Below are 25763 nucleotides of genomic sequence, written 5' to 3'. Positions count from 1 at the left end.
TATCAATTTATTTACTCCATTTAAATACCGGATAGCCGTTGCTTCCTTCTTTCCAAAGAGAAGAATCCCAGCTTATGACAGTATTTTTCAGTTCGTTAGCAGATTTAGCTACTCCCTGGAAACTACTACCGGACGGTGATGTCTCATCTGAAACGGTAAATGTAGTTTCTCCTGCTTTCAGAATTATACCATCATAAGCATAGCAGTTTTCATAAATAGCATTGGCAGTACCTCCGACTATACGTCCTACTTTTGTTTTATCGGTACTGGTCAACATCGTATTCCAGGCAACACAATTCTTAACTGTTAGTTTACCATTATCTATTTTGCCCACTATGCTTCCTACATTTCCTCCACCTATGGTACTGATCTCACCACTAGTATAGCAATTCTCAATACCGCTTCCACTGGCATTGCCATTCACCCTTCCGATGATTCCACCAGCTTTGCCTGTATTGTTAGTAATCTGATCGATAACAGTAGCACTGGAATAGCAATTTTTGATATATCCCGAACCACCAAGTACACCGCCAATTCCACCTGCTGCTCCCGACCCCTTCAGTACTCCAGTAGTATAGCAATTAGTTATCTTACCCGTATAATTCTCTGCACCGGCAGCCAATCCTACATAACCAGCTATGATGCCAATACCAGTATTCGGAGATGAAATATTTGCATCCACAAATCCCACATTTCTACATTCTCCACACAATACCCCGAAGAAACTTCTATACGTGCCTGACTCACAAGTAAGGTTTTTAATTACATGATTGCGTCCGTCAAAATCAATCCATTTATGATAACCATTAGCATCATTCAGAGGCGTCCACTTGATCCCTTGCATATCAATATCTGCACTCAAGACAAAATAAGTCGTTTGTTTTTCAATGAGGGCTTTGCTCATATTCTGAATATGGGTAGCATTAGCAATCACATAAGGATTATTTTGAGTTCCATTCCCATTGGCAAAATCTCCTTCCGGTTCGTTGTCATGTCCTCCATAACTAGCGTAATCTCCTCTATCCAATTGCCACTCTAAAATAGGGAATCCCATATCTATATTCCCAACATCATGCCATGGAGTCCCCCAATTGGCAATACTATTCTGTAAAGTCAGAGCACTCTCGCCCATTCCATCATATTTTCCAGTAGAAACGGAGCCTGCATTATCCTCCGGAGCAAATCCTGTACAAATCATATCCTCCCATGCATAACATTCAGATGCGACAGGATCCGCCTGATGTCCACTTTCACCTTGAGACAAAACTCCACTGATACGTCCTGATCTGGCAGCTGGTCCTGTTATTTTCCAGTTCCAGGCAACACAGGAAGTAATTTTAGCTCCTTCGGAAGGAAGTGCAGCAATACCTCCCACTGAATTGGCTCCAATTAATACACCTGTAGAATAGCAATACGACACTTCGCTGTTTTCATACATAGAACCTACAATACCTCCACATTCATCTCCTGTAGATATAACTTCTGCTGTGGAATAACAGTTTTTGATGTAACAAATCTGTCCTCCATACGGTCTACCCATACGGGAAGCTATTCCACCGGCATACTTTCCTTTCACTTTTCCAGAGACATAACAATTTTCCACTTGCCCTGTCTTCTCTACAGCGTTTGGGGCCTTCACTCCGATATAACCGCCGATAACCCCTGCACCACTATTAGCTGCTGCTTCTATATGAGCATTATAAAAACCGACATTCTTACAAGTTCCGGCCAAAATACCAAAGAAACTGGCATACGCTTTGTCCGTACAGGTGAAATTCTTTACAATATGGTTATTTCCATCAAAATAGATATAATAGTCACCGTTTGGGTTCAATGGGTCCCAATTAGATACAGACTTCATATCAATATCAGCTCCCAATTGGAAATAAATCATCTTTCCTTTCACCAAAGCTTCACTCATATTCTGAATCTGTATCACATCCATGATGAGATAGGGCTTGTTCACTGTTCCATAACCTTTTTCAAAAAGCCCACCTGCTCCGTCACCCTCGTCTCCGTCATCTATATCTGTGTTCCTATCCGGCGGAATACGGCTATATGAATCCATCGGATTAAAATCAGAGCATGAGAAAGATAAAACAGCCATCCATAAAATGGTCCAATATCCCATTACCGAATATGTATTTATATGATAAAATTTATTTTTCATAATCTTCATTTTTTATTTTAGATTTCTACTACGATCACCATAGGATAATGATCGGATAAAGAACTAACAATAGTGCGGGCAGAAAGCACCGTAGCATGCTTCACAAAAATAAAATCAATTCTGGTCTTTTTAGAAGGAAATGTAAAGAGAGCTCCATGCTGAACGGCCGCTTCCCGATATGCATCTTTTAATATACCACTTTGACAAATCGTAGTAGCTATTTCGGGAGCATCAGGAGTAGCATTAAAGTCGCCGGTACAAAATGCGGGAGTATTGTCTTTCACCTTATCAGAAACTGCATCTACCAGCATTTGACATGCGTGTTTTCTAGCATTATCAGCCAAAGGCATATGAGTTTCAAAAAGATAAAATTCTTTTTGAGTCTTGTTATCCTTGAATTTTCCCCATACACAGAAACGTTTGAAATTTGTTTCATCCCATCCATTGGAAGGAATTTCCGGAGTTTCGGAAAACCAGAAACGTCCGGCATCCAGTAATGTGTAGCGGCTCTTCTTATATAAAATGCCACTCATCTCTCCTGCTTTGTTATCGTCATTTCCAGTGTCACGACCATAAGCGAGAATCTGATAATCACTCGCAAGTTGAGTTCCTAAGTAGGAACGTTGTTCCCAACTGGCTTCTTCGAATCCACAAATCTCAAAATCGTAGTCTTTAATTAATTGTGCCACACGTTCCCGTCGGTTAGTCCATCCTGTACCAGTCTCCACCTGTAAGTTATAAGTTGCTACACGCATGGACGTTTCAGTCACGGGGTCTTCGTCTTCCTCTTCATCTCCTGTATCCCACGTAAAATCAGGATAATACAATGAATTGTCTTTATTATCTTCACAACTACCAGCAAAAACAGAGAATATGAAGGAAATCAATGTATATATTACTATCTTTTTCATAAATCTATCATTTATATCTTTTATACTTGTTACTCATTCCATCCCGGATTCTGGGTTACGACACCGTTAGATAGTGTTATTTCCTGTCTTGGTACCGGATATAGATAATCACGGTTCTCATTCCAGGTACGGTCGATCCAGCTATAGCACAATAAATTGCCATAATTACCTTCTGACAAAGAGGTACCGCTTCCATCGGAAGCCAATTTTACATACGTCACACTTCCAACATTGGGTTGCGAAGATGTGGTGTAGAAACAGACATCATTTGTTCCGTCTCCATCAATATCGTACGCTTTGTTGATAGCTGTAGCAGGAAGATAAAACCCTTTAAAGGATTGGGCCATACATTGTCCCTCTTTCCAGCGCATCAAATCATAATAACGGAAGCCTTCCATGACTAGCTCTATCGCACGTTCCCGGCGGATTTCCAGAATCACCCCTTTATTATCTCCTGTGACATTCACATAACCGGTTTCCGGAGCACACATATAAGAGTCCGGAGCAAGGTTTGCTGCGTTCATATTCAATTTTCCCGTAACTCCTGCACGTGTCCGCAATTTGTTTACCGTATTGTCGATATCAGTTTGCGTCAGTGTGCCTAATTCTGCCTTTGCTTCGGCATAGTTCAAATAGACTTCTGCCAATCTGAACAGAGGAAGGTCATTGCTTGAATCACCTGTATAGCTCATATTATCATTTGCATATTTCAGCAGGTGGTATCCGGTCATCGTAACATTCATGTTTATATTTGAAGTGCGGATTGTTTGCGCTAAACGCGGATCACGATTGACTATTTCATCCTTGAACTCCATTGTTGCATAATTGGGTTGGTCGGTGAAACGGTTGCCATTCTTCATTAAATAATAATTGACCAGTTTTTTCGAAAGTCCGGGACGACCTAATGTCGGAGAATTCTCAAATGCCTGTACTTTATGAACCAGACTCAAATCATTATTATAATCCCTTGCCAATATTATTTCAGCATCAATTGCATTCTCGGATTTAAATAGATTACGATAGGACTGTGAGCCGGATTGATATAATGAATATCCTCCGGAAGCAGTCATGATTTCATTAGAGGCACTTACACAGTCATTCAAGTATTTCTCATAATCACCCAATCCATGATATTTACGATAAGTACCTTCAAATAATCCTACACGTGACTTTAATGCTTGGGCAGTCCACCAGGTTACGCGATAAAGTTCTTTTGTCCGGTTGGTTTCTTTAAAAACCTCTATGGCAAAATTAAGATCTTCCATTATCTTTCCCATCACAAATTCGCGTGAATCCCTGGCTTTGTATAAATCAGCATCATCCGAGCCAAGTACTTTATCGTACCAAGGTACATCCCCAAAACGTTTCACCTTTTCAAAATAGAAATAAGCACGGAAGAAGCGTGCCAGGGCTTCATATTTGTCTCGCACTTTCTGGTCTTTACAGTTTCCCAGATTATCCAATAAGAAATTAATTGATCGCAGTGCACTCCAACTCCATCCTCCACCCGTTTCCGGAATGACACGTTGTCCGCTCACTTCATCGTCCAAGGGTGATACAATCAGCATATCAGCATTATCCTTGTAAATATCGCCATCACCCGGGAAGTTATTCGAATAGAATTGATTACTGTACAACTGTAATTGCTCTTCATTCGTAAAATAATCCTTAGTTGTCAAGCGATCTTTTGGATTTATATCCAGTATGTTTTCACAAGAAGCGAATAACAACGACAGACCAACAGTCGCCCACAATGTATATTTCATTATTTTCATACTATATTTTCTTTATATTCGTTATTATCAGAATGTTATATCTACACCAAAAGAGTACGTCTTTGCCCAGGGATAAATATTTGCATCACTTTTACTCGTTTTCCAGCTGTTACTTGCCGATGCTTGTTCCGGATCAATATAATCGGAATGTAGCTTAGTGAATGTCAGCAAGTTCTCACCACTAAAGTAAACACGTATTTTCTCGAAACCTATTTTAGAAAGCCATTTATCCGGCAATGTGTAACCAATAGAAAGATTCTTCAATCGGCAATAAGCCAGGTTCTGCAAATATTTAGTATTGACCACAGCTAATTCACGATTACTACCGAGAGCCACATATCCTCTGGGACGTGGGAAATAAGCATCTGTATTTTCTTCACTCCATACCTGACTCATAAAGTCGGAAGGAATAAAACTAGCGTATGGTCGGGAATAAGGTCCCCAAAACATGGACGTTTCAGCACCAGGATACCAGTTTTGTTTGCCAATGCCCTGAAAAAGAACTGAAAAATCAATTCCATACCAATCCGCGGAGATTCCGAAATTATAATTGTAGCGCGGCAATGAGTTACCGATCACTTTCATGTCTTTCCGGTCATTAGCCGATGTTGTCTGTTCGATCTTGTTGTTACCATCCAAATCGACAAATTTAAGGTCACCGGCATGAAGTCCATTATCCAAAGCGCTTGCATTAATCATTTGGTTAACGAACGATTGGTCCACTTTATAATTCCTTGCTTCTTCATCCGTTTTAAAATATCCATCCACTACGTATCCCCATATTTCGCCTAACTGCTGTCCTTCGTAGGGATCAGTCAGCGTCCGGTTGGGATTATCATATTTCGTTACTTTGGAGGTATTATCTCCGATACCAGCCATTATCCGGTAGTTGAAAGGCTTGCTTGCCAAGGTAAAACTATCTCCCCAAGTAATAGATGCTTCCCACCCTTTCGTACGCAAGTCTGCCACATTCATTCTGGGAGAAGAGGCACCATATACGCCAGGTAAAGTCTTTCCTGCCATCAACATATCTTTGGTATCACGAATATATGCATCAAAAGATACATTCAAGCGGTTATTAAGAAACCCCAGGTCTAAACCTATATTTTTTGTGATTACAGTTTCCCAGGTCAAATCGGTAGAGTTCGGAGCTGACTCATAGGCATAATCGCCTTTTGTTGTATCTCCGAAAGCATAGTTCAATACCGCTCCGGTATTAATCAGTTGCAGATAGTCATAATAACCTACTGTTTTCTGATTTCCCAATGATCCGTAAGACAGTCTTAGTTTCAGATTGCTTACATAGTTTTTGGCTTGTGTAAAGAAGGCTTCTTCACTGACACGCCATCCGGCAGAGAATGACGGGAAGAAACCGAAACGATGTCCTCGACGAAAACGGGAACTACCGTCATAACGTCCGCTGGCTTCCAATAAGTAGCGGTCTTTATATCCATAATTCAAACGATAGAAGAAACCGAGAATCGCATATTCCTCTTGTCCTCCGGTTATGGATATATCATCACCTTTTGCCAGGTTAAAATCATCGAGAGATTCAGAGAGTAACCCGTTACGTTTCATTCCCAGTTTCTTAAAATACTTATAATCATAATTACCTCCCACAATAACCTTTACCGAATGTGCATTCGCAAAGATATTATCATACGTTCCATATAAGTTGAAAGTTTGGCGGATCTGGTTATTTTGTACTTCCGACAAATAATTGCCTCTGGTACGTCCGTTATCCATTGTAATTGTTTCTCCCGGATTTCTGGAGTATAATACATCTACGGAACGATTCAAATTCTGCTGACTGTAATGTGCCCAGCTATAGTTTGCACGGACTTCGAAATGTTTGATCGGTTTCAATACGGCCTCGAACGTAGTTACAAACTCATATTCACGATCCCGGTTATGGTGTCCGCCATTCAATAATACGGCGCTAACACCATCAGCTACTTCTCCTGTATCTGTCAGACCCGTTCTGTAAACCAGGGTTCCATCCGGATGCATCGGCACAATACTTGCCAAAGCATGCCGCCCGGCTCTGCTGAAAACATCATTAACTCCCGATAGTCCCGGATAGGTATATTCAGAATGGTAATAAGAAGTATTGTTACTTAATTCAAACCAAGAAGTGATGTTAGCTATGACTTTCGAACGGAATGTATATTTCTTAAAACGGTCCGGATCTATTCTGATAATTCCTTTCTGATTATAGTAGTTACCCGACAGCATATACTTCACCTTTTCAGTACCTCCCGAAACTGTTAAGTTATGCTCCCAAGTGGGACGAGTATTATCAAACAAACAATTATACCAGTCAAAGTTGCCGTAATATTTATATTCTCCATTTTTTTCTACCACCCATGGACGGGAAGGATCTTCCACTTTATCATTACGGCGAATCCATAATTCATGATAATCCTCCTGGGTATAATGTGTATAAGGAACCCCTTGATATGTCTTATAGAACATATCATTGATACCGGCCGAATAATAACCACGCGTTTCAAAATCCGTAGAGGTCGTCGTTTCCCCAAAACTGAAACGTCCGTTGTAGCTGACATTGGTTTTGCCTACCTTTCCATTCTTGGTTGTAACCAAAATAACTCCATAAGCAGCACGGGCACCATATACGGCAGCAGCCGAAGCATCCTTTAAAACACTGATGGATTCTACATCATTGGGGTTTACCTTATTTATATCTCCCTCAATTCCATCAATGATAGTCAGAGGTGCTGCATCCGCACTAATTGAGTTGACACCACGAATATTGAAACTTCCTCCTTGTCCGGGACGTCCCGAACTAAAGTTTACGTTCATATTCGGTACGGAACCTTGCAGGAGTTGTGACAAGTTGGCAGCCGAACGAGTCGTTAGCTCGTCACCCGAAACTACGGCAACGGCACCGGTCAGATTTACTTTCTTTTGTGTACCATATCCCACTACCACCACTTCTTCCAGTGTCTTACTATCTTCGCGAAGTACTACCTGGGATAGATTTCTACTGGTAGCAGCATAATTGACCGTAATATATCCGATGTATGAGATTGTAACCGTACTATTTTCGGGAACATTGGCCAAAGTATAACGTCCGTCTACATTCGTTATTGTACCCAAAGAGCTGCCTTGCACCATCACACTGGCACCAATAATCGGCTCTCCTTTCTCGTCGATTACCCGACCGGATATATTTCTTTTATTCGCATTATTGGTCTGTTGTTCAGCATCCGTAGCTTTCTCCTTCAGATAAATTTTTGTTTTTCCGATCTCATAATTTACGTTAGTACCGATAAACAAATCATTCAGAACTTTGGATAGTTCCTGATTCTTTGCTTCTACCGTTACTATTCGATCCGGATTGACGATCGTACGGCTATAAGCTACCGTAAGACCTGTTTGCTGTGTAATAGCAGAGAATACTTTCTCCAGCTTTACTTGTTTAAGATTCATTGTCACCTTTTGGGCAGAAGCGGACACGCTTATGATTATCCCCAGCAACAATACGAGCAGAACTTTGTGTTTCATACTACTTGCTTTGATTAAAGTTAAACTTAGATTTAAAATCTCATTTATGCTTAGTAGACACACAAGTCAAAAAAGCGGGTGAGAGAAAAAAGAGTTTTTTTGCATAAGCCTAATTTATTTCATAACATTCTTATTCTAAAACAGTAAAGGCTGCGTATATACACAGCCTGTCCTCATTCTATTATCCTATTCCAGTATATTCTTACTTGTCTCCGTCCTGTTTCATTCGGACTGTCACTTCTTTCCGGACTTCATCATATTCAAATTTTACCGGTGCAATCTTTTCCAAATCCTGAAGCACCTTCTCCAGTATCGTGTTATCCGAGGTCAACGTATATACATATTTCGATGCCTGCTCATCCTCTATCTTAAAGTTTACATTATACCAGCGGTTCAGAACCTTAATCACTTCTGCCAGAGGAGTATCTTTAAAAGAAATCACATTGTCTTTCCACATTGAAACTTGCTTTGAATGATCGTTCTTGATTATCCGACACTGGTCACTTTCTTTATTATATATCAGTTTTTCACCCGGCAGTAACGGGTATTCTTTTGTAGAGGATAGAGTCAGATTTACATGTCCTTCATCTAGACAGATCACAATATCTTTATTTTCCGGGTAGGCTTGTACATCGAAAGAAGTACCCAGTACATGAACGGAAGGTCCGTTCAGATTAACAATAAACGGACGTTTTTTATTCTTGGCTACCACGAAATAGGCTTCTCCCACCAGAAAAACTTCCCGCTTACTCAATCCGAACTTTTTAGGATACTTCAACCAGGAATCCGAATTGATATAAACTCGTGTCCCGTCTTGAAACATCATCTGTATCCGCTCCCCTTTGGCAACACGAATTTCCTCATATTCCGTAGTGCCGAATAAATCCACCCGGGAATTGATCTGTAAATAAAGACCTATCAGGAAAATAACGGGAACCAAGATTGCAGCCACACGGAAGCAGATACGTTTGATCTGTTTACGTGATATGTTCTTTTGGATCTGATAGTACATCTTTTCTGAAGGTATAGTATGGTCCACATATATTTCTGCCGTTTCGGCTTTTAAATGTTCTGCCTCCCGAGTCATCACAGCATCCAGGTAAGTGTTCCCTTCTTCTGTGGCAAACCATTCCGCCACAAATTTTGCATCCTCCGGTGTAGCAACTCCGGCAAGCACTTCTTCTATTTGTTTATCAGTGGGTCGATTCATTCTCTTTTTATCTTAAATAGTGGACACTCAAATATGTCATTAGTGTGACAAAAGTAACAATTATTAGCATTTTACTTAAATGAATACGTAGCATTTTCAATGCTTCCGTATAATGCGTTTTGACTGTATTAACAGACAGATTCATCCGTTCGGCTATTTCTTGATTCGTTAGTTCCTCTTTCACTTTCATCAAACAAATACTGCGCTTCTGTGGCGGAAGCATATCTACCGCTTTATAAAAAGAGGCCATCAATTCTTTCTTTTCCAGATTTCCTATCAGATTATCTTCGTAGACAGGTGCCGATTGTGCTATCTCATAGTTCTTACTGATTGCACTATTCTCATTACGAATCAAATTTAAGACATGATTTTTCGTCATAGTGAACAGATAGTTCTTAAGGCTGATTCCTACATGTAGTTCTGACCTAAATTCCCATAAACGGGCAAAAACATGTTGCACTACATCTTCTGCCATGTCTGCATTCATTAAATAACGGTAGGCTAATACGTATAACAGCTTATGATACCTGTCATAAGCCTGTGTAAAGGCTCCTTTATCTCCTTTCTCTATGAAGGAAAAGAGCTTCTCGTCATCAGTATTAGTATATTGAGCTGATCGATCTGACATTCCTTTGACTTTGTTTAATTGTTTTTCCAAAAGAACAAAAGACGTATTACAATTAGGTGTCTTTCATAAAACAAAAATAGTAAAATTTAGAAAATGTGGTGCATATTCCAATAAAAAAGTCCCCGATTAACAATCCCCCATTAAAAAGAGGAACCGTTAATCAAGGACTAACTCCACTAACTAATTAACAATGTATTATAAATGATAGGTAACAATTCTTTCTTCGGGTGAATCGATCCAGAGGCGCCATACTCCTACCGACACTTTTTCCGGTGTTCCGATATTTGCTTTAGGTGGACGACGGCTTTTGATGGTTAGATAGCCTTTCCCCTCTGTTGCTTTCACTTTCATCGTTTTGCTGTTCATATAGACATGGATAGTGCCATTCGGAGTAGGAACAGTGCCTTCCATCCATTTCAATCCTCCCAACACAGGAGCAATAGCAAACTCTTTATATCCTTCTTTTACAGGTTTCACCCCCAAATAATATTTGCCCAACAGGTAGATAGGACTCGCTCCCCAAGCATGGCACAAACTCTTTCCATAAGGACGGCCATACATGGCAAGATGTTGCGTTCCGGTTTCTTCCGGGTTATATTTCTCCCAGAAGGAGGTAGCACCTTCCTTCAACATTCCTCCCCAATAGGCTTTCATTTCTTTCATTACAGCATCCTGTTCGCCAAGAGCACAAAGGGCTTCCAGTTCGTAAAAACGCATATAGGGAGTTGTTATTTTCAGAATACTGTCATTCAGCAGAACAGACTGTTTGATGGCTTGTTGCTTATCTTCATTCAAATATTGAAAGAAGACAGAAAACATATTCGCATAACGGGTGACTGCATCACTTTGCTGACCGTTGACGCAGTTATGTACAAATGCCTGTTTCTGATTATTCCAGAAGGCAGGTTCTAACTTTGCCTTCAACGCAGCAGCCAGCTTCTCGTATTTCTGTTTGCCATTGGCATCTCCGACCAGTTCCGCACACAAAGCCATCGTTTCCAGACTTCTGCAAAATAAGATTTGTTCAAAAGAGAGTTCGCCTTTCTTATCCAGATAGCCGTCTGCCCAGTCCACAAATACCCAGTCGCCGGTCATACCTTCTACCATGCCATTCTTATTGGTACGTCCCAACACGTAATCCATCATTGTTTGCATACGCGGATACAGTTGGTTGACAAAATGGCGGTCACCACTATACATATAATAGTCATATACGCTAAGGAACCAGTAGAAAGTATAGTCCATGATTGTATTACTGTGGCTGGTCACAGGGTCCTTGCCACGAAGCAACCAGATTGTACGTTTGACGGATTCGTTATCAAAGAAAAGATAGTAGTTCATCAAATAACTTTGGATGGCATCGCCACTCCATACCCAACGGTCACGTTTGATACCGTCAATGAAGAATTCGCGGGTAGTGAGATGCATGGTGTATGCGCCAACTTCCCAAATACGATTCAATTCCTCATCATTACAACGGAAACTTCCGCGGTATTCTTCAGGAAGATATTCATATTGCATGGAGACTTCTCCAATCTGTACTCCCGGCTCATGAGTTACATAAACATAGCGGAAGGCTTTACTGTTCTCCAATGTATATTCGTTTTCAGAATTACTCAAGGGAGAAGTACTGCGGATGGCAAGGTCGGTCACTTGTCCCGGTTCGAGCAAGAGTTTGTCCAATGTTTCACAATATGCTTTATCTTTTGCTTCTTCCGGGCTTTCACCATAATAAATTTCTATTTTTCCTTTTCCGGAAAGATTCTTCAATGTGATGAATCCGAATGTTTCTTTTCCAAAATCATAAAGGAAACCTCCTTCAGACTGTTCTGTCTTCGTAACGGGTTGCTGCGGTTTACGCGTCAGACTGAATCGGGAAGGACGTTGGGTAGCTCCGTCAAAGTTCCAGCATCCGGCATCCATATAGATAGTGGCAGATGTGTCACTGGCTTTTCCGCTCTCGTCAATCCATTCTTTATCTTCGTAAGTCACACGCCAGGAAGAATCTGAATTCACCGTTTTTCCCTTCACATAAATAGTGGGAGGAGTAGCCTGATTCCAGACTTTAATGTTCAGGCTATGTTTTCCTGCCGGAAGCAACATGGTTTCCGGCATACCGAACTGGAGCTTTCCATCCAGTTTGACGTTGTACTTTCCTTCGGCAGCAATAAAGATTTCTTCCGGCTCGGAAAGATTCAGTTGCTTGCTGAATTCTACGACAACATAATGACTGTCCGTTTTCCAAAAAGGAGGAAAAAATGCACCTCGTTCCGTACGACGGTTATTCATCTGATTTCCCAGCCAGATTTCATAATCTCCCGGATACCATATCCAAGTTTGGGCAAATGTGCTGCTTGCCAAAGACAAGGCACTAAGCAATATCATATATTTCTTTTTCATTTTTCTTTCTATTACTAACAAACTAAATGACTTGTCAATACCTACTGAATATTTAGTAAATCCTTATATCCTGCTTCCAGTCCCGCACGTTCACAAATAACACTATCCACCTTCGGGCCATTGTTCTCCCATACATTTCCCGGACCATTGGCATTTTGCAGATACTTCTCTCCTTCTGTCCAATTATCACGTACAGTAATAAAGGAAGAACCTTCATCCGTATAAAGATAGAACCAGTGGTTAGGGTCGTGTACATACCCCGGCTTATAAATACTATGCACGCAATTCTCCGTTACATAACTTTTCGGCTGTGAACCGAGTGTGTAAATACCTGCCACGTCATACATGTGTTTCGCATAATGATGAATCAGATTGGCATGTACTCTGTTATTACGCATACAATTCACAGTTTGCGTCCATCCCCAACCAAGACTGATGCCACTATAAGGAACTTCACAGATTTCATTATGCTCGATATTGACGTCCCCCACATATCCCGCAGCAATGGCAAGGCATCCCCAATCTTCATTGCCTATTTCCGTGAAATAGCAATTATTGATTTGTTGCTGTGTGCATACCTCCCGACGATCAGCAGGATCGTATGGCAAATGCGTTTCATGAGCAGCCGGAGAAAAACTGCCGACCAACAGACCATTTCCGGCAATATCGCGGAAGAGACAGCCACGAACAACACCGCCTTGCACCGCTTCTTCATAATCCAATCCGGTTGAACCTAAATGTTCGAACCGGCAACGCTCGAAATCAATCTGTCTTGCAGCAACCACACGAACTGCAGCTGCGGGACGTCCCAACCATCCTTGGTTATCCAACGGATGATTCAAGTAGTTCCGTTGCATTTTCGGATCAATCTGGTAACCATCTGTCAGATACATACCTGCCTGAAGAGGTACATGTCCTTTTTCTGATGGGCGCATCCACGTAGTATAGGAAAAAGTAATTTTCTCAAAACGAATATGACACACCGGACGATCCAAAGTTCCTTCCACCTGTACTAATGTCTCAACAGCAGGCACTATCACTTCCGCCTCCTGCATCTTCTCTCCTTCCCGTGGATAATAATATACTTTACGGGCGTCCATATCATGATACCATTCTCCGGGTACATCCTGCAATTCACGGGCATTTGTCAGATAGAAAGCAGAATTATGTCCGTCCGTCGTCACCATCGGACGCGGCCAGGGATGCTCAAACTGAATCCGGCTTTCCGGTTGATGAAAACGTATTGCCGCGCTATCTCCCTGCACTTCGACTGAACGAATCCGAAGATTAGCAACACACCACATCTGATGTAATACCATCTCGGCATATTTAGCTTTCAAATTTCCTTTATTATCAATAAGTCTGTGAATGGAAACTGCAGGTACATAAAGAATTTCATTCTTCTCATCCACACTGCAAATGCGATTCATCTTTTCGAAATCTTCCACATCACGGGCACGAACAGCCTTTTTCCCATTCACCCACAACTGGCGGAAATCCAATGGACGTCCATTAAATGCCGGGACATCTGCTACCCAAACTTTCCCTTGCTTCTTCCAACCATTTATGCTGATTCCCCCACTCAATATCACCTTTTCATCGCCTACCGAACAAATGATTGTGGGCGATTCCTTGGTTCCGCTATCTTCCGGACGGATAAAAACCGGTTCATAGAGGGCATACGTTCCACCTTCCATATAGATCGTGATTCCACCTTGAATACGGTCATCCTTTGTCCTGCGCCATTCTCGTGCCTGTCGTAAGGCAGAAGTCAGCGTGGCTTTAGGAGATTGACGAGTTCCGTTGTTGAAGTCACTGCCCTTGGGAGAAATCCATATCTCACCGGCCAATAGCCAGTGACTGCACAAGATACATATAGCCGTTACAAATAACTTTTTCATGACTTTTTTCATTTCTGTATACTAAACAATCCGGCCTATCTGGCAAGAGGCATCCATACAGTCATTTCTCCTTTTCCTCTGTTTCCCCAAGCATAATAAGGAATCAGGCGGATATTTACTGTCTTTTCAGCCTGAGCAACCGGCCGGTAAAGTACTCCTTCCCACGAAGTTGCAGATGCCAGACGTGCCATTCCTTCAAGTGCAACAATCGGACTGCCTTCAATTGTAATTTTCTTCGGAGTTAGTTTTATATCAGCGGGAATCAATACATTATCAATCTTTTCCCCGTTCGCAATATCCATACTTTCTAAACAGTAAACCAATGGGCCGCGCTTCACGACCACCTGATTACGAATCTCCTCTGCTAACGGATGAGCTTCGAGCAAACGGACAGGCATATCCATCACCAGTTCCACTACATCCCCCTTCTTCCATGTACGATTTACTTCCGCATACGAATTTGCCTTTGCATTGGCTTGCAGCGGCTGTCCATTCACCGTGAGCGTAGCCTTTTCGCACCATTCAGGAATACGTAAGAAGAGCGAGAAAGTACCTGCCTTACGAGGAACTTTATCCAACGTTACACGTACATTTCCCTCCCAAGGATAATCCGTCTCTTGTGTTAACGCCAGTTCTCCTTTGTCTTTCCAAATCGTAGTCAGCGTATTTGCACCATACAAGTTACAGTAAATGCCTTCCGGACTCAATGTGTAGGCGTAATTCTGTGCCTGACACAATGTACGCAATGTATTCGGCGGGCAGCAGAAACAACTGATATATTCCGTCCGTTCTTTCGGCCAACGAAGTGTATAAGGAAGATCGGCACTGATACGAAGCGGATTGGTATAGAAATACTTCTTTCCGTCCAGACTGATACCGCTCAATACACTATTATAAAGGCAGGTTTCTACCAGTTCGGCATACTTCGCATCTCCTGTCACTTCCAGCATACGCCAGTTGAAAAGCATATTTCCGATATTGGCACATGTTTCATTGTGCGCTGTATTATTCGGCAACTGATAAGGACGTCCGTAGCTCTGATGTACCTTCTGAATACTATCCGGCTCATAGCAAGTTCCGTCCGGTGATGTTCCATCATAAAGAGCACCGCAAGCTCCGGTCACGTACATCTTCCGGGTGACAATATCATTCCAGATACTAGTCAGATTTTTCATCAATTGTTGTTCGCCTGTCTCGGCATATACATCCGCTACTCCTGCATACAGATAATTTGCACGTACGGCATGCCCCATTGCACGATACTGGTCGCGGAAAGGAATACGATCCTGATTATCATCCGTTCCGTTTTCCACCATACCGCGAATATCAATCAGATTCTTTGAAAGTTCCAGATAACGGGGATTTCCCGTGGCACGATACATTTCGACCACTCCCATATAATGTGAAGGGCAAATGGCATTGCGAGCCAATTCGGCAGAAGCCGTTTCATAAAAATGACAGAGGAAATCTGTCGCTTTCACAGCAGCATCAAAAAGAGTGGTCTTTCCGGTGGCACGACGATGCACAATACCTGCCATCATCAGGTGTCCCAAGTTATATGTCTCAAAGTTCAGCCGATTGGCAAAAGCTCCTTTTTCATTCTCGTCACCTACTTTCGTTCCTATGACCGTTTGCTTGTTTGGGTCAGCCAATGTATGGGAATCAATGCCCTTGTTTAGTTCTTCAATAATTACCGGAGTATGTATATAACCGTCTGTACGCTGGGCTTTTACGACACAAGTAATAAAGTTGTCCATTAATTTATCCAGTTCCGGATCTTTGTTGACTGCATAGACAGAAGCCACTCCTTCCATCCATTTATACATATCTCCGTCGTGAAACGGAGGTCCCCAATGTTCACCCTTGCACACACCGGCAGCAATCTCAAAATTACGGAACCCATGGGATATTTCCGGTGTGTTCCAAGTGTTCCACATACTTTGCAGGGAAGTCCGGCTAAACACATTAAAACGATCTCCCCAAAATCCGTTCGTCCAATGTACGGCGTCGATTCCGGTATTTGTCATTTTTGCATAGCGACTCTGGCTCATATCCGTCAATCCGTTGCTTTGCGCAAATACGCCCGTAACGGATGCAGATGCTAAAAGAAATAACAGCTTTATCTGTTTCATTAATATGGATAATTTAAAGTTTACACAACATCTTTAAGAAAAGACGTGATTATCCGCATTTTGTACTCAATAAAACAAAAAAGCGAAGATTGTTAAACAATCCCCGCTTTCAGTAAAAAATACCTGAACTAACCTTTTATTTCTTGTTTATCAGGCGTATAATTCAACCCAGCCTTCCTCGCCTGCGAATGTTGGAACTGCCGGGCAATCTTGTATTCATGTCCCTCTTTCAGCAAATAACTCCCAGTCTGCTTAAACCAAAAACCGACATTCGCATCGATACATTGCTGCCGGATATCCAATACCCACTCGTAATCACATATCCGGGCTTCCTTTCCCGACTCTCCTCCGGCAACCACCTGTTCCACCCAATCCCCTAATTCACCTCTGAAATCAATCCGACTAAGAAGCGGCTCGCAGATAATGATTTTATGTTTAATAGGAATTTCTTTATAAATAGGTAAACGATAATCCACTCTATCCTGATTCTCCATCGTGCAGCAAATTGTTACGTTCTCATACCCATCGCCCCAATCCGGAGGCAGGCACTGTTGCAACCTGTCTATCCGCTTAGTGATAAAGAGGAAACGAAGATCCTGCCGTATCCGCATCATCTCCCATGCTTCGGCACGCCATTCATCAGCATCTTCAATAAGGAAATCGGAAGTAAAACAGGTATATACCAAATTCCCCGAAGGTATCTTATATGTACCATTCTTTTTCTGTTGCAAAGGTAAATCAAACTTTTCCGTCTTTATCACCACCGAACTGTCTTTTCCATATTTACCATCTGTCCGGTATACATAACAATGTCGGCAGCCCTCACTTAATTTGTGACAGCCGTGCCAAAGATTCCACATTGAAGCTTTTTCACCCATCTTCTTTTTTCTTCAAATATATATTTAATCTGTTACATTACTATAAAAAGAGTGCACCTTATTCTTTATCAGAAAAAAGGTGCACCAAAACACAAACAAAACAAACAATAGAGCGACCTTCACAGGCAGCCGATCCACGAGGGATCTTTATCTTAATCTGCCCATCTTGACGAGGGCAAGAAAGCATTCTCTCTGCAAAGGTCCGTATAATCACGAATATGGCAAATTGTATTCATGTCTAAGATATGAATATTATTGAACAATCACTCCATTAAACCCGATATACCTCTACAAAGATAGTATTATTCTATATATTCCTGTGCTAATATTCAAAAAAACATTTGAATGACCCTTGGGAATATAAGCCAGATTTATAACGGACTTCATCATTAGGAAAAGCCAGGCGATATAATTGAAACTCCTTATCATATTCATCAACGAGCACTACTACACCACGCCCAGACTGTTCACTGGCACGACGAAGTGTACCAGCAAAACGCCCCGAAAGAGTTTCCTCATCTTCTCCTTTACCATACTTCAGTTCCCATTGTGTCAACTGTCGACTAAGAATCTCGACCAAGGCTTGGGGAGAATCATATTTTTCCGCATTCAAATCCAAATGCAATACCGGATACTTCTTCCACTCCTTTTCCATGTCAGCTATGGCTAACCCATCAAACAATTCCTTCTTACCTTCAAAATAAGCTTCAAAAGTAGAAAGAAGAAGACTCTTGCCAAAGCGGCGGGGACGACTCAAGAAATAAGGCTTTCCTGTGTTAGCTATCCGCCACACAAAAGCAGTTTTATCTACATAAAGATAATTTTCTTCACGAATTTCAGTAAAAGTCTGTATCCCAATAGGAAGTTTACGCAATATCCCGTTCATAATTACTCTTCTGTCTTTAATTATTCAAAGATACGCATTTCTATGGGAATACACATACAAACTACACAAAAAAACTGCACCTTCACAGGTGCAGCAGATACATAAGTTCATCTTTCATTAGAGCTGATTTCATATACAGCAAACAGTATATTATGTTTTCTTCAATCTATAAATCCCATACCCGATAAATAAACCCAATAAAATAATTCCATATAAATATTTACCTCCTATTCTGCTAGTGTGTTTTTCAAAATCTGTCTCATGAGACTTCATTTTAAAACTTATACCCAACGAATTTACCGATTGTGAATTTACCTTTTGGAGAAGCTGTTTCTGATTAGTATTTTTCCTATCAACCACCGTTCTCACCATCATCCCTACCCTTAAACCCAATGTGTCCACAGGAAACATGATTATCGACTGCTCCATATATTCCTCCATTGTTTCCGAATCCCTTTCCGAAACAAAAGCCTGTTCCTCAACACTTTTCTCCGAACAAAATTCAAAGTTCGAGTCTATTTTGACCTCCTCCCTCCTATTTACTAACTCTCTTTTACTCCTGCATCCCGACAACACCCCCGGAAGAACAAGAATCAGCAATAAAACAAACAGCAGCTCCCTCCCACTCTTCATAAACTCCCTCACATCAAAACAAGGACACGCTTTCACATATTCATAAGGTTCGATCACCCCGTCTCCATTCAAATCCGGCGAAGTATCCCGGTGTCCCAATACCTGAAGAATAGTATATTCCCGTTGCAAATCCATTATTACTTGATAAAGCACCCGTTTTTGAGCATTTGTCCGGGTATCCGCCGGATGTCCATTCTCATCCAATCCCCCGATATAACAGAGCCCGATACTTCGCTCATTCCAACCTTTGCAATGTGCTCCAGGCAAATTAATTTCCCTTCCTTTCTCCAGTCTTCCGTCCAGACGGATAACATAATGATAACCAATACCATTGAACCCACGTTCCCGGTGCCAACGGTCAATATCTGCGGCGGTAAAGTCCTGTCCGGCTTTTGTTGCCGAGCAATGCACTATAATAGAATCTATCTTTCTCATGATACTTTATTTTTATCAACTAACCTTATTAATATTCCGAAGGAGGAATGCGCTTCACACACCCTCTGATCTCACACTTTTTCACCTCTGACTCTTTCTGTGCCAACTCCACCTCATGACATTTATGTATCCAGTCGATCTTCTCTTCCTGCTCCTTGCGAAGCTCGATATAAAGCCCGTCTATTTTCTCGTCCCGCTGTGTCAGGCGATCTTCCAGCCAATCCACCTTTTTACGACGATTTTCTTCTTCCAGACTGCTTACGTCTGCCTCCTCTTTCCGTGCATCCGTTTTTCGGCAAGAGATATATCTCACCATCCATTTCACCGCTTCCAAACCACCCATAGCAGTAATGAAAGCAAGGATTGTAGTTATTTGCATATTGATCTATTTATGTAGTTATAAAGAAAGAATGAGGCCGAAGCCCCATTCCATACAAAGTCGCTAATTCCCGACTTCCCGTTTATCAAGCTGCCGGATCGGGTGCTTCACCATTGCCTCCCGCACCTCCGTCAGGATCCGGTGCTTCACCTCCTTCACCTGAGCCACCATCAATGATACTCGAATCATTGATATGATCCAAATCCTTAAACTTCAATCCATCCGAACGTGTCGAAGTTCCTGTAAAGAGACGAATATCCGAATTCGCACGAAAACAAACCCGCAGACCACTGATGTCGGATACAGTAAAGTCTTCTGCCTTTTCCGTTCCTTTGCTTTGAGCTGAAAGGAAAAAGTAACCCAATCCCTTAATGTTCACTGAACGGCCCGAAAGTAATGTCTTACGTAGAAGTGTACGAAAATCTTTCAATACACTAATTGTTTCACCCTCACTTACACCGGAAGTAGAAGAGATTTCTTTTGCAAACTCATCCAGTGTAGCGCTCGTATCATATTGATAAGAAATCACCGGATACACTTTCTTTCCTGCCTCTTTGTTTGTCGGGTCACACAGACGTTGAATTCTTTTAAATCTAATTGCCATAATACTTTTCTTTTTTTAAATGAATACTGTTTAATAATTACTTCGCTAACGTTAACAATGCAAAGATGCGACATATTCAACGGACATGAAACGACAAGCGATTATCGGCACTACAGAGCCTACAAACAATATTTATAGCAAATAATCAACCCAATACCTGGAAAAAAGCGACAAGCAGAGGGACAAGGGAGCATAAAAAAGACCGGCAAACAAAGTCACGCTTTGTATGCCGGCCCCACTACCTAAAAACAAATTCCTTTTCTAATCCTATCGATCACGAGTCCAGGTTAAAAAGAGAATCAATGACTAAATTCATTTTACGTAATGTTCCAATCCTTTCTGTAAAAACTCAATATAAGAAGTAATATCTTCATTATATGCATACGACTTATTCAACGGATAACCTTCATTATCCAGCAATACATAAAAAGGCTGTGCATTTGCTCCAAACTTCACACGTTGCAGATAGCTCCATTTATCCCCTACCGTGCGTAAGGTACGTTCTGTTCCATTTTCCGTTACTTTGAGCGGCTCATTCAATGGAGTCTTATCATCTACATACAAAGAGATAAGCACATATTTATCATTGATGATACCGCCCACTTTACTATCTGTCCACACAGCCGCCTCCATCTTACGACAATTCACACAACCATATCCGGTAAAATCGACCATCACAGGCATTCCTTGTTGCCGTGCATATTCCATGCCGATATCATAATCCTTGAATTTGGGATGGACCTCGTTCGAATATAAATTAAAATCCTGCGTCGTCACAGGTGGAGCAAATGCACTGACAGCTTTCAAAGGTGCACCCCAAAGTCCGGGAATCATATATACGGCAAATGCCAAAGAGACAAGCGCAAGAAAGAAACGAGTAACACCCACTTTGTTTTCATCGCCGTCATGCGGAAACTTAATTTTCCCCAGCAGATACATTCCCATTAGTCCGAAAATCACAATCCATAATGCAAGAAAAGTTTCCCGGTCCAGAATTCCCCAGCCGTAAGCCAAATCTGCAACCGACAAGAATTTCAAGGCAAAAGCCAGTTCCAGAAAGCCCAATGTCACTTTAATTACATTCATCCACCCTCCTGACTTAGGCATTGATTTCAACCATGAAGGAAAAAGAGCAAACAGTGTGAATGGTAAAGCCAGAGCGATGGCAAAGCCTAACATTCCAATAGCAGGAGCAATCACGCTACCTGTCGTAGAAACCTGTACAAGCAGAAAGCCGATAATCGGCCCTGTACAAGAGAAAGACACTAGAGATAACGTAAACGCCATCAAAAAAATACTTAATAGGCCACTCGTCGCTTCCGCTTTGCTGTCCACTGCGTTGCTCCATTTAGAAGGTAAAGTAAGTTCAAATGCCCCAAAGAAAGAAGCTGCAAAAACAACCAACATCAGGAAGAAAAGAATATTGAATACGGCGTTTGTTGATAAAGCGTTCAATGCACTGGCACCGAATATTAAAGTAATTGCTAATCCCAGTGTTACATAAATCACCACAATTGAAGCACCATAAGTCCATGCATCCCGAATCCCTTTCTTCTTATCCTTGTTTCTTTTCAGGAAAAAACTCACAGTCATAGGAATAATCGGCCATACGCAGGGAGTGAACAAAGCCAATAATCCGCCAAGAAATCCAGTGACAAAGACATACAACCAAGATTTATCCTCTTGAGAATGTTCCTCACCTAACACCTGCAATTCATTGATTACCGGTTTCCAAAGATCACTTTCCGATTGCTTCTCTACCACATTAACCGAAGCCTCTTCTTTCCCTTTTGCAACTATTAAATCTGCTTCTGCTTTTTTCCCATATTTAAAAGGAATTTGAGTCGGAGGTAAACAGCTCTCATCGTTACAAGCTCCAAACTCCAGAAACCCATCCATAAAGTAATCATTTCCTGTAAATTTCACTTTTTGGATAAACTGTACCGTATCTTCAAAATAGCGCACATTCATCTCGAACATCTTATCATAGATGCTGATTTCTTTTCCAACAGGTTGCAATTTACCCATTGTTTCTACATGACTACTCGCATTGATGTTGAAAGTAGCGGAAATAGGCCCATCATCCCCTAGCCCGGTCGAATACACATGCCATCCTTTCTCTATCGAAGCAGTAAACACGATTTCCGCTTCCGTTTCAGATGTCATTTTCAACTCATTTTTGAACTTTACAGGCTCTTTGATTTGTGCTTGTATATTCCCGATTGTGTACCAACTCAATAATAAAAATAAAATAATTCTCATTTTTCTAAGTTCTAAATTGTAATCTATTAATTTCTTTTTCACCCTTATTTTTTCAAATAGCAAGCATCTTTAGGATATATGACTTCACATTTGAGAGGATAAAGAATAGAATGATGATCCACGTAATTTATTGAGTCCGGATGATACATACTATAGACAGTTAACCCCAATTGGGCAGACTCTCCCGCACGAAAGATACGAGGTGCAGAGTCCTCGATATAACTACGATCGATACGGCGAAACTTTAAGAAGTTCTGAATATATGTAGTTTTAATATCACAAGCCACACGGTGCTCAAATGTCGGTGCTTGCCCCATGCTTATATCATATCTATAACGTTCTAACCTATTTTCACCTGTTGGCCGACTTGGTTTAGTTGGAGGCAAACTAACATTTCCTTCATTCACTTTTCCCTCTTCTGTAGAAGTCACATTATAATCAGGACGATAATATTTGGAAAAATAAAAATACCTCGCCGGAATATTTCTATTATTGGAGACTCTTGCTGTAACTTTATAATCTCCATAGTCATTAAATTTAATTCGCACATGTCCATTGTTTACTTGTACTATTGAAACACTTTGTGCTGTATTATTATCAAACACACTTTCTTCTACGGTAATTTTAAAAGTAGGTGTAAATCCATCCTCCTGATACGCCACTTTGAAATCATAATACTCTCCAAGTTCAATACTACCTGGAACTGTAAAGGTTGGTTTATCATATGCGGCATTAAACTTCTTTGTATATTTATGCTCGGTACCATCTATATAGTCAGTCACTACAAAAGTAACAATACATTCTCCAGCTTCCGTGAAGCATATGTCGAATGAGTTTTCACTTGTTTTTTTAAATTCATAAGATCCTGGATTGCTAACAGGTTCTGCCGTAATTGTATATTTGGGATTATAACACCACTCATACGTATATGAAGTTGTAACAGTATATTTCACTCCTATTTTTAGTTTCATTGTACCCTTGTTGTCTTCAGGAGTCGGGTTATAATCAATTTGAGTTTTAGCCGGATTCAATTGATATAATTCAGGAATAAGAACTTTATCTTCAAAAGAAAATCCATTCCAGAGATTTTTATTTGTTGCTAATCCCGATTCAGGTTGCATAATAGAAGTATCATATTCACTAGAATGTTCTAATCCAACCAAATGCCCTATAGCATGCATCAAAGCATACTTCTTTTGGTCTTTAGTCAATTCTGACCAGTATTTATATTTAGTATTTATGTATATTTTATTTCCAACGTTACCATTTATAACTCCAGCAACACGTATAAATTCCGATGAACTCATAGAATTTGCATTATCTTGGAAGAAAACATCTATTAATGGGCGGTTTTTAGGTAAAAACGTATCAAAATAAGTACTAAAATGTAGGCAGCATTTGCTCAATTTATTCCATTCCGCTACAGCCTCTTTAAAAATAGTTTCATTACTATATTGGTTATCATAAAGTATCAGATGCATTCGATAACATTCAGGATTTATCCGTCTTTTATAATTCAAACGTGCTTCAGGTTGTTCACGTAATTCTTGTAATCTTGATTTCTTAAAAATAAGTTCTGACTCAACCAAATAAAAAGAATCACAATCTACTATTGCTATGGTATCATACCCATGAGCTGCTAATATTGCTTTATCAGCCTCAAGAATAGAAGAATAACTTTCTAGTCCTCTAGTTTTTATTTTCTCTGAAGTTGTTTTATCTTTAATTACCAACTCCTCCAGATTGCTACTGCATGAAAAGCAAAAAGAAGCCACCAAACAATAGAACAAGAAACTCATCATATTTTTATCATTCATAGTATTCTTTTTTTTTAAAGTTAATTAATTATTTACCAGTGAAATAGAACGAAACCACTTATACTCTCCCTCCATTGCTCCTTCTCTCCACACCTTCAATTGATATGGCTTGGTTACAAAATATTTGTTTAAAGTAGGATTGTAAATTCTTACAGCAAAATTATATGTTCCTTCACCACCATATAGTACTACAACAGTCGTATACCAATCAGAATTAAATATTTCCTTCATAGACCCATCGGCAGGTACAGGTCTATATATCCAATGTCCATATTCATAGTATTGATAGACACCTCTCGGTATGACTATCGGATATTCAGAATCATAATTGACTATTGATATGTATGTATTAGATAAAGGACATTTATCACTCTCCCCAATACATAACAATTCGCTTGAAGGTACTGTTTTTTCGTAATGAGAGGGTGAATACCAACTAGTCACCACATTATCCACCACTTCATATTCTGATTTACTTTCAGAATCATCATCCGAACAACTACTCAACCAAAATATTCCTAAGAATATTATTAGCTTATATAAAATATTTGTATTCATACTATTAATTCTTTGGGTTAATTCATCCTTCTATTAAAGAAATAACAATATTCCATTTCTCTTTATCAGCCTCAAGAATAAGAAGTGTAACCATTCTTTAAAGTTAATTATTTATTTACCAACGAGATAGTTCGATACCACTTATACTCTCCTTCTATTCCTTCTCTCCACACCTTCAATTGATATGGTCTGGTTATGTAATATTTATTTAATATTGGATTATAAATTCTCACAGCAAAATCATATATTCCCTCACCACCGTACATTACTATAACATTTGTGTAATAATCAGCATTGAGTACCTCTTTCATATAATTATTAGATGGTACGGATTTATAAATCAAAAATCCATATTCATTTTCAGATAATGTACCTCTAGGTATCACTACTGTATATTCAGAAGCATAATTTACTATTGATATATATGTATTAGACAAAGGACATTCATCACTCTCTCCAATGCATAACATTTCAGTGAAAGGAATTGTGTTTTCACAATGTTCAGAAAGTGCATCCCAGCTAGTTACTACATTATCCACCACTTCATATTCTAATTTACTTTCAGAATCATCATCCGAACAACTACTCAACCAAAATATTCCTAAGAATATTATTAGCTTATATAAAATATTTGTATTCATACTATTAATTCTTTA

General features: G+C 40.4%; 17 protein-coding genes and 1 pseudogene. All 18 read right to left on the bottom strand.

The features are described from left to right. Window positions 1-7: 7 nt before the first annotated feature. Window positions 8-2170, bottom strand: coding sequence for a hypothetical protein (locus I2I04_RS07740; protein ID WP_195654726.1), 2163 nt, complete (start codon window positions 2168-2170; stop codon window positions 8-10). Window positions 2171-2187: 17 nt separating this feature from the next. After that, on the bottom strand, window positions 2188-3081 hold the full coding sequence (locus I2I04_RS07735) for an endonuclease/exonuclease/phosphatase family protein (protein WP_195654725.1): 894 nt from the start codon (window positions 3079-3081) through the stop codon (window positions 2188-2190). A gap of 29 nt (window positions 3082-3110) precedes the next feature. Further along, window positions 3111-4856: a RagB/SusD family nutrient uptake outer membrane protein gene (locus tag I2I04_RS07730; protein ID WP_195654724.1), complete on the bottom strand. Its 1746-nt coding sequence runs from the start codon at window positions 4854-4856 to the stop codon at window positions 3111-3113. Window positions 4857-4883: 27 nt separating this feature from the next. Beyond that, a complete protein-coding gene (locus tag I2I04_RS07725; RefSeq protein ID WP_195471420.1) occupies window positions 4884-8384 on the bottom strand; it encodes a TonB-dependent receptor in 3501 nt (1166 codons plus the stop codon). A 202-nt stretch (window positions 8385-8586) separates the two neighbouring features. Continuing rightward, complete coding sequence (locus I2I04_RS07720; protein WP_195471423.1) at window positions 8587-9594, bottom strand: FecR family protein; 1008 nt, start codon at window positions 9592-9594, stop codon at window positions 8587-8589. Window positions 9595-9601: 7 nt separating this feature from the next. Next, window positions 9602-10222 carry an RNA polymerase sigma factor gene (locus I2I04_RS07715; RefSeq protein WP_195654723.1) on the bottom strand — a complete coding sequence of 207 codons (621 nt, stop codon included), beginning with the start codon at window positions 10220-10222 and terminating at the stop codon, window positions 9602-9604. 195 nt (window positions 10223-10417) lie between these two features. Further along, a complete protein-coding gene (locus I2I04_RS07710; RefSeq protein WP_185911484.1) occupies window positions 10418-12622 on the bottom strand; it encodes an alpha-L-rhamnosidase C-terminal domain-containing protein in 2205 nt (734 codons plus the stop codon). 41 nt (window positions 12623-12663) lie between these two features. Further along, window positions 12664-14523: a right-handed parallel beta-helix repeat-containing protein gene (locus tag I2I04_RS07705; RefSeq protein WP_229126952.1), complete on the bottom strand. Its 1860-nt coding sequence runs from the start codon at window positions 14521-14523 to the stop codon at window positions 12664-12666. Between the two features lie 35 nt (window positions 14524-14558). Further along, a complete protein-coding gene (locus tag I2I04_RS07700; RefSeq protein ID WP_195471434.1) occupies window positions 14559-16655 on the bottom strand; it encodes a glycoside hydrolase family 127 protein in 2097 nt (698 codons plus the stop codon). Between the two features lie 128 nt (window positions 16656-16783). Next, complete coding sequence (locus tag I2I04_RS07695) at window positions 16784-17533, bottom strand: DUF5131 family protein (RefSeq protein ID WP_143260143.1); 750 nt, start codon at window positions 17531-17533, stop codon at window positions 16784-16786. 421 nt (window positions 17534-17954) lie between these two features. Further along, a pseudogene (locus I2I04_RS07690) lies at window positions 17955-18419 on the bottom strand (AAA family ATPase); the annotation flags it as partial. A 150-nt stretch (window positions 18420-18569) separates the two neighbouring features. Next, on the bottom strand, window positions 18570-19487 hold the full coding sequence (locus I2I04_RS07685; RefSeq protein ID WP_195654721.1) for an N-acetylmuramoyl-L-alanine amidase: 918 nt from the start codon (window positions 19485-19487) through the stop codon (window positions 18570-18572). Between the two features lie 28 nt (window positions 19488-19515). After that, the gene (locus I2I04_RS07680; RefSeq protein WP_143260142.1) at window positions 19516-19866 is read right to left on the bottom strand and encodes a hypothetical protein; all 351 of its coding nucleotides are present in this window, start codon (window positions 19864-19866) and stop codon (window positions 19516-19518) included. A gap of 85 nt (window positions 19867-19951) precedes the next feature. Next, window positions 19952-20470, bottom strand: a complete 519-nt coding sequence (locus I2I04_RS07675; RefSeq protein ID WP_143260141.1) for an HU family DNA-binding protein — start codon at window positions 20468-20470, stop codon at window positions 19952-19954. Window positions 20471-20782: 312 nt separating this feature from the next. Beyond that, window positions 20783-22732, bottom strand: coding sequence for a protein-disulfide reductase DsbD family protein (locus I2I04_RS07670; protein ID WP_195654720.1), 1950 nt, complete (start codon window positions 22730-22732; stop codon window positions 20783-20785). A gap of 44 nt (window positions 22733-22776) precedes the next feature. After that, a complete protein-coding gene (locus I2I04_RS07665; protein WP_195654719.1) occupies window positions 22777-24549 on the bottom strand; it encodes a hypothetical protein in 1773 nt (590 codons plus the stop codon). Window positions 24550-24573: 24 nt separating this feature from the next. Continuing rightward, window positions 24574-25107: a hypothetical protein gene (locus I2I04_RS07660; protein WP_195654718.1), complete on the bottom strand. Its 534-nt coding sequence runs from the start codon at window positions 25105-25107 to the stop codon at window positions 24574-24576. A gap of 107 nt (window positions 25108-25214) precedes the next feature. Continuing rightward, a complete protein-coding gene (locus I2I04_RS07655) occupies window positions 25215-25748 on the bottom strand; it encodes a hypothetical protein (RefSeq protein WP_195654717.1) in 534 nt (177 codons plus the stop codon). Window positions 25749-25763 lie beyond the last annotated feature (15 nt).

The organism is Bacteroides sp. 1001136B_160425_E2, from assembly GCF_015559655.1.
Taxonomy (GTDB): Bacteria; Bacteroidota; Bacteroidia; order Bacteroidales; family Bacteroidaceae; genus Bacteroides; species Bacteroides luhongzhouii.
Note: the sequence above shows the minus strand (reverse complement) of the source record. Positions and strands in the feature narration are given on the sequence as shown.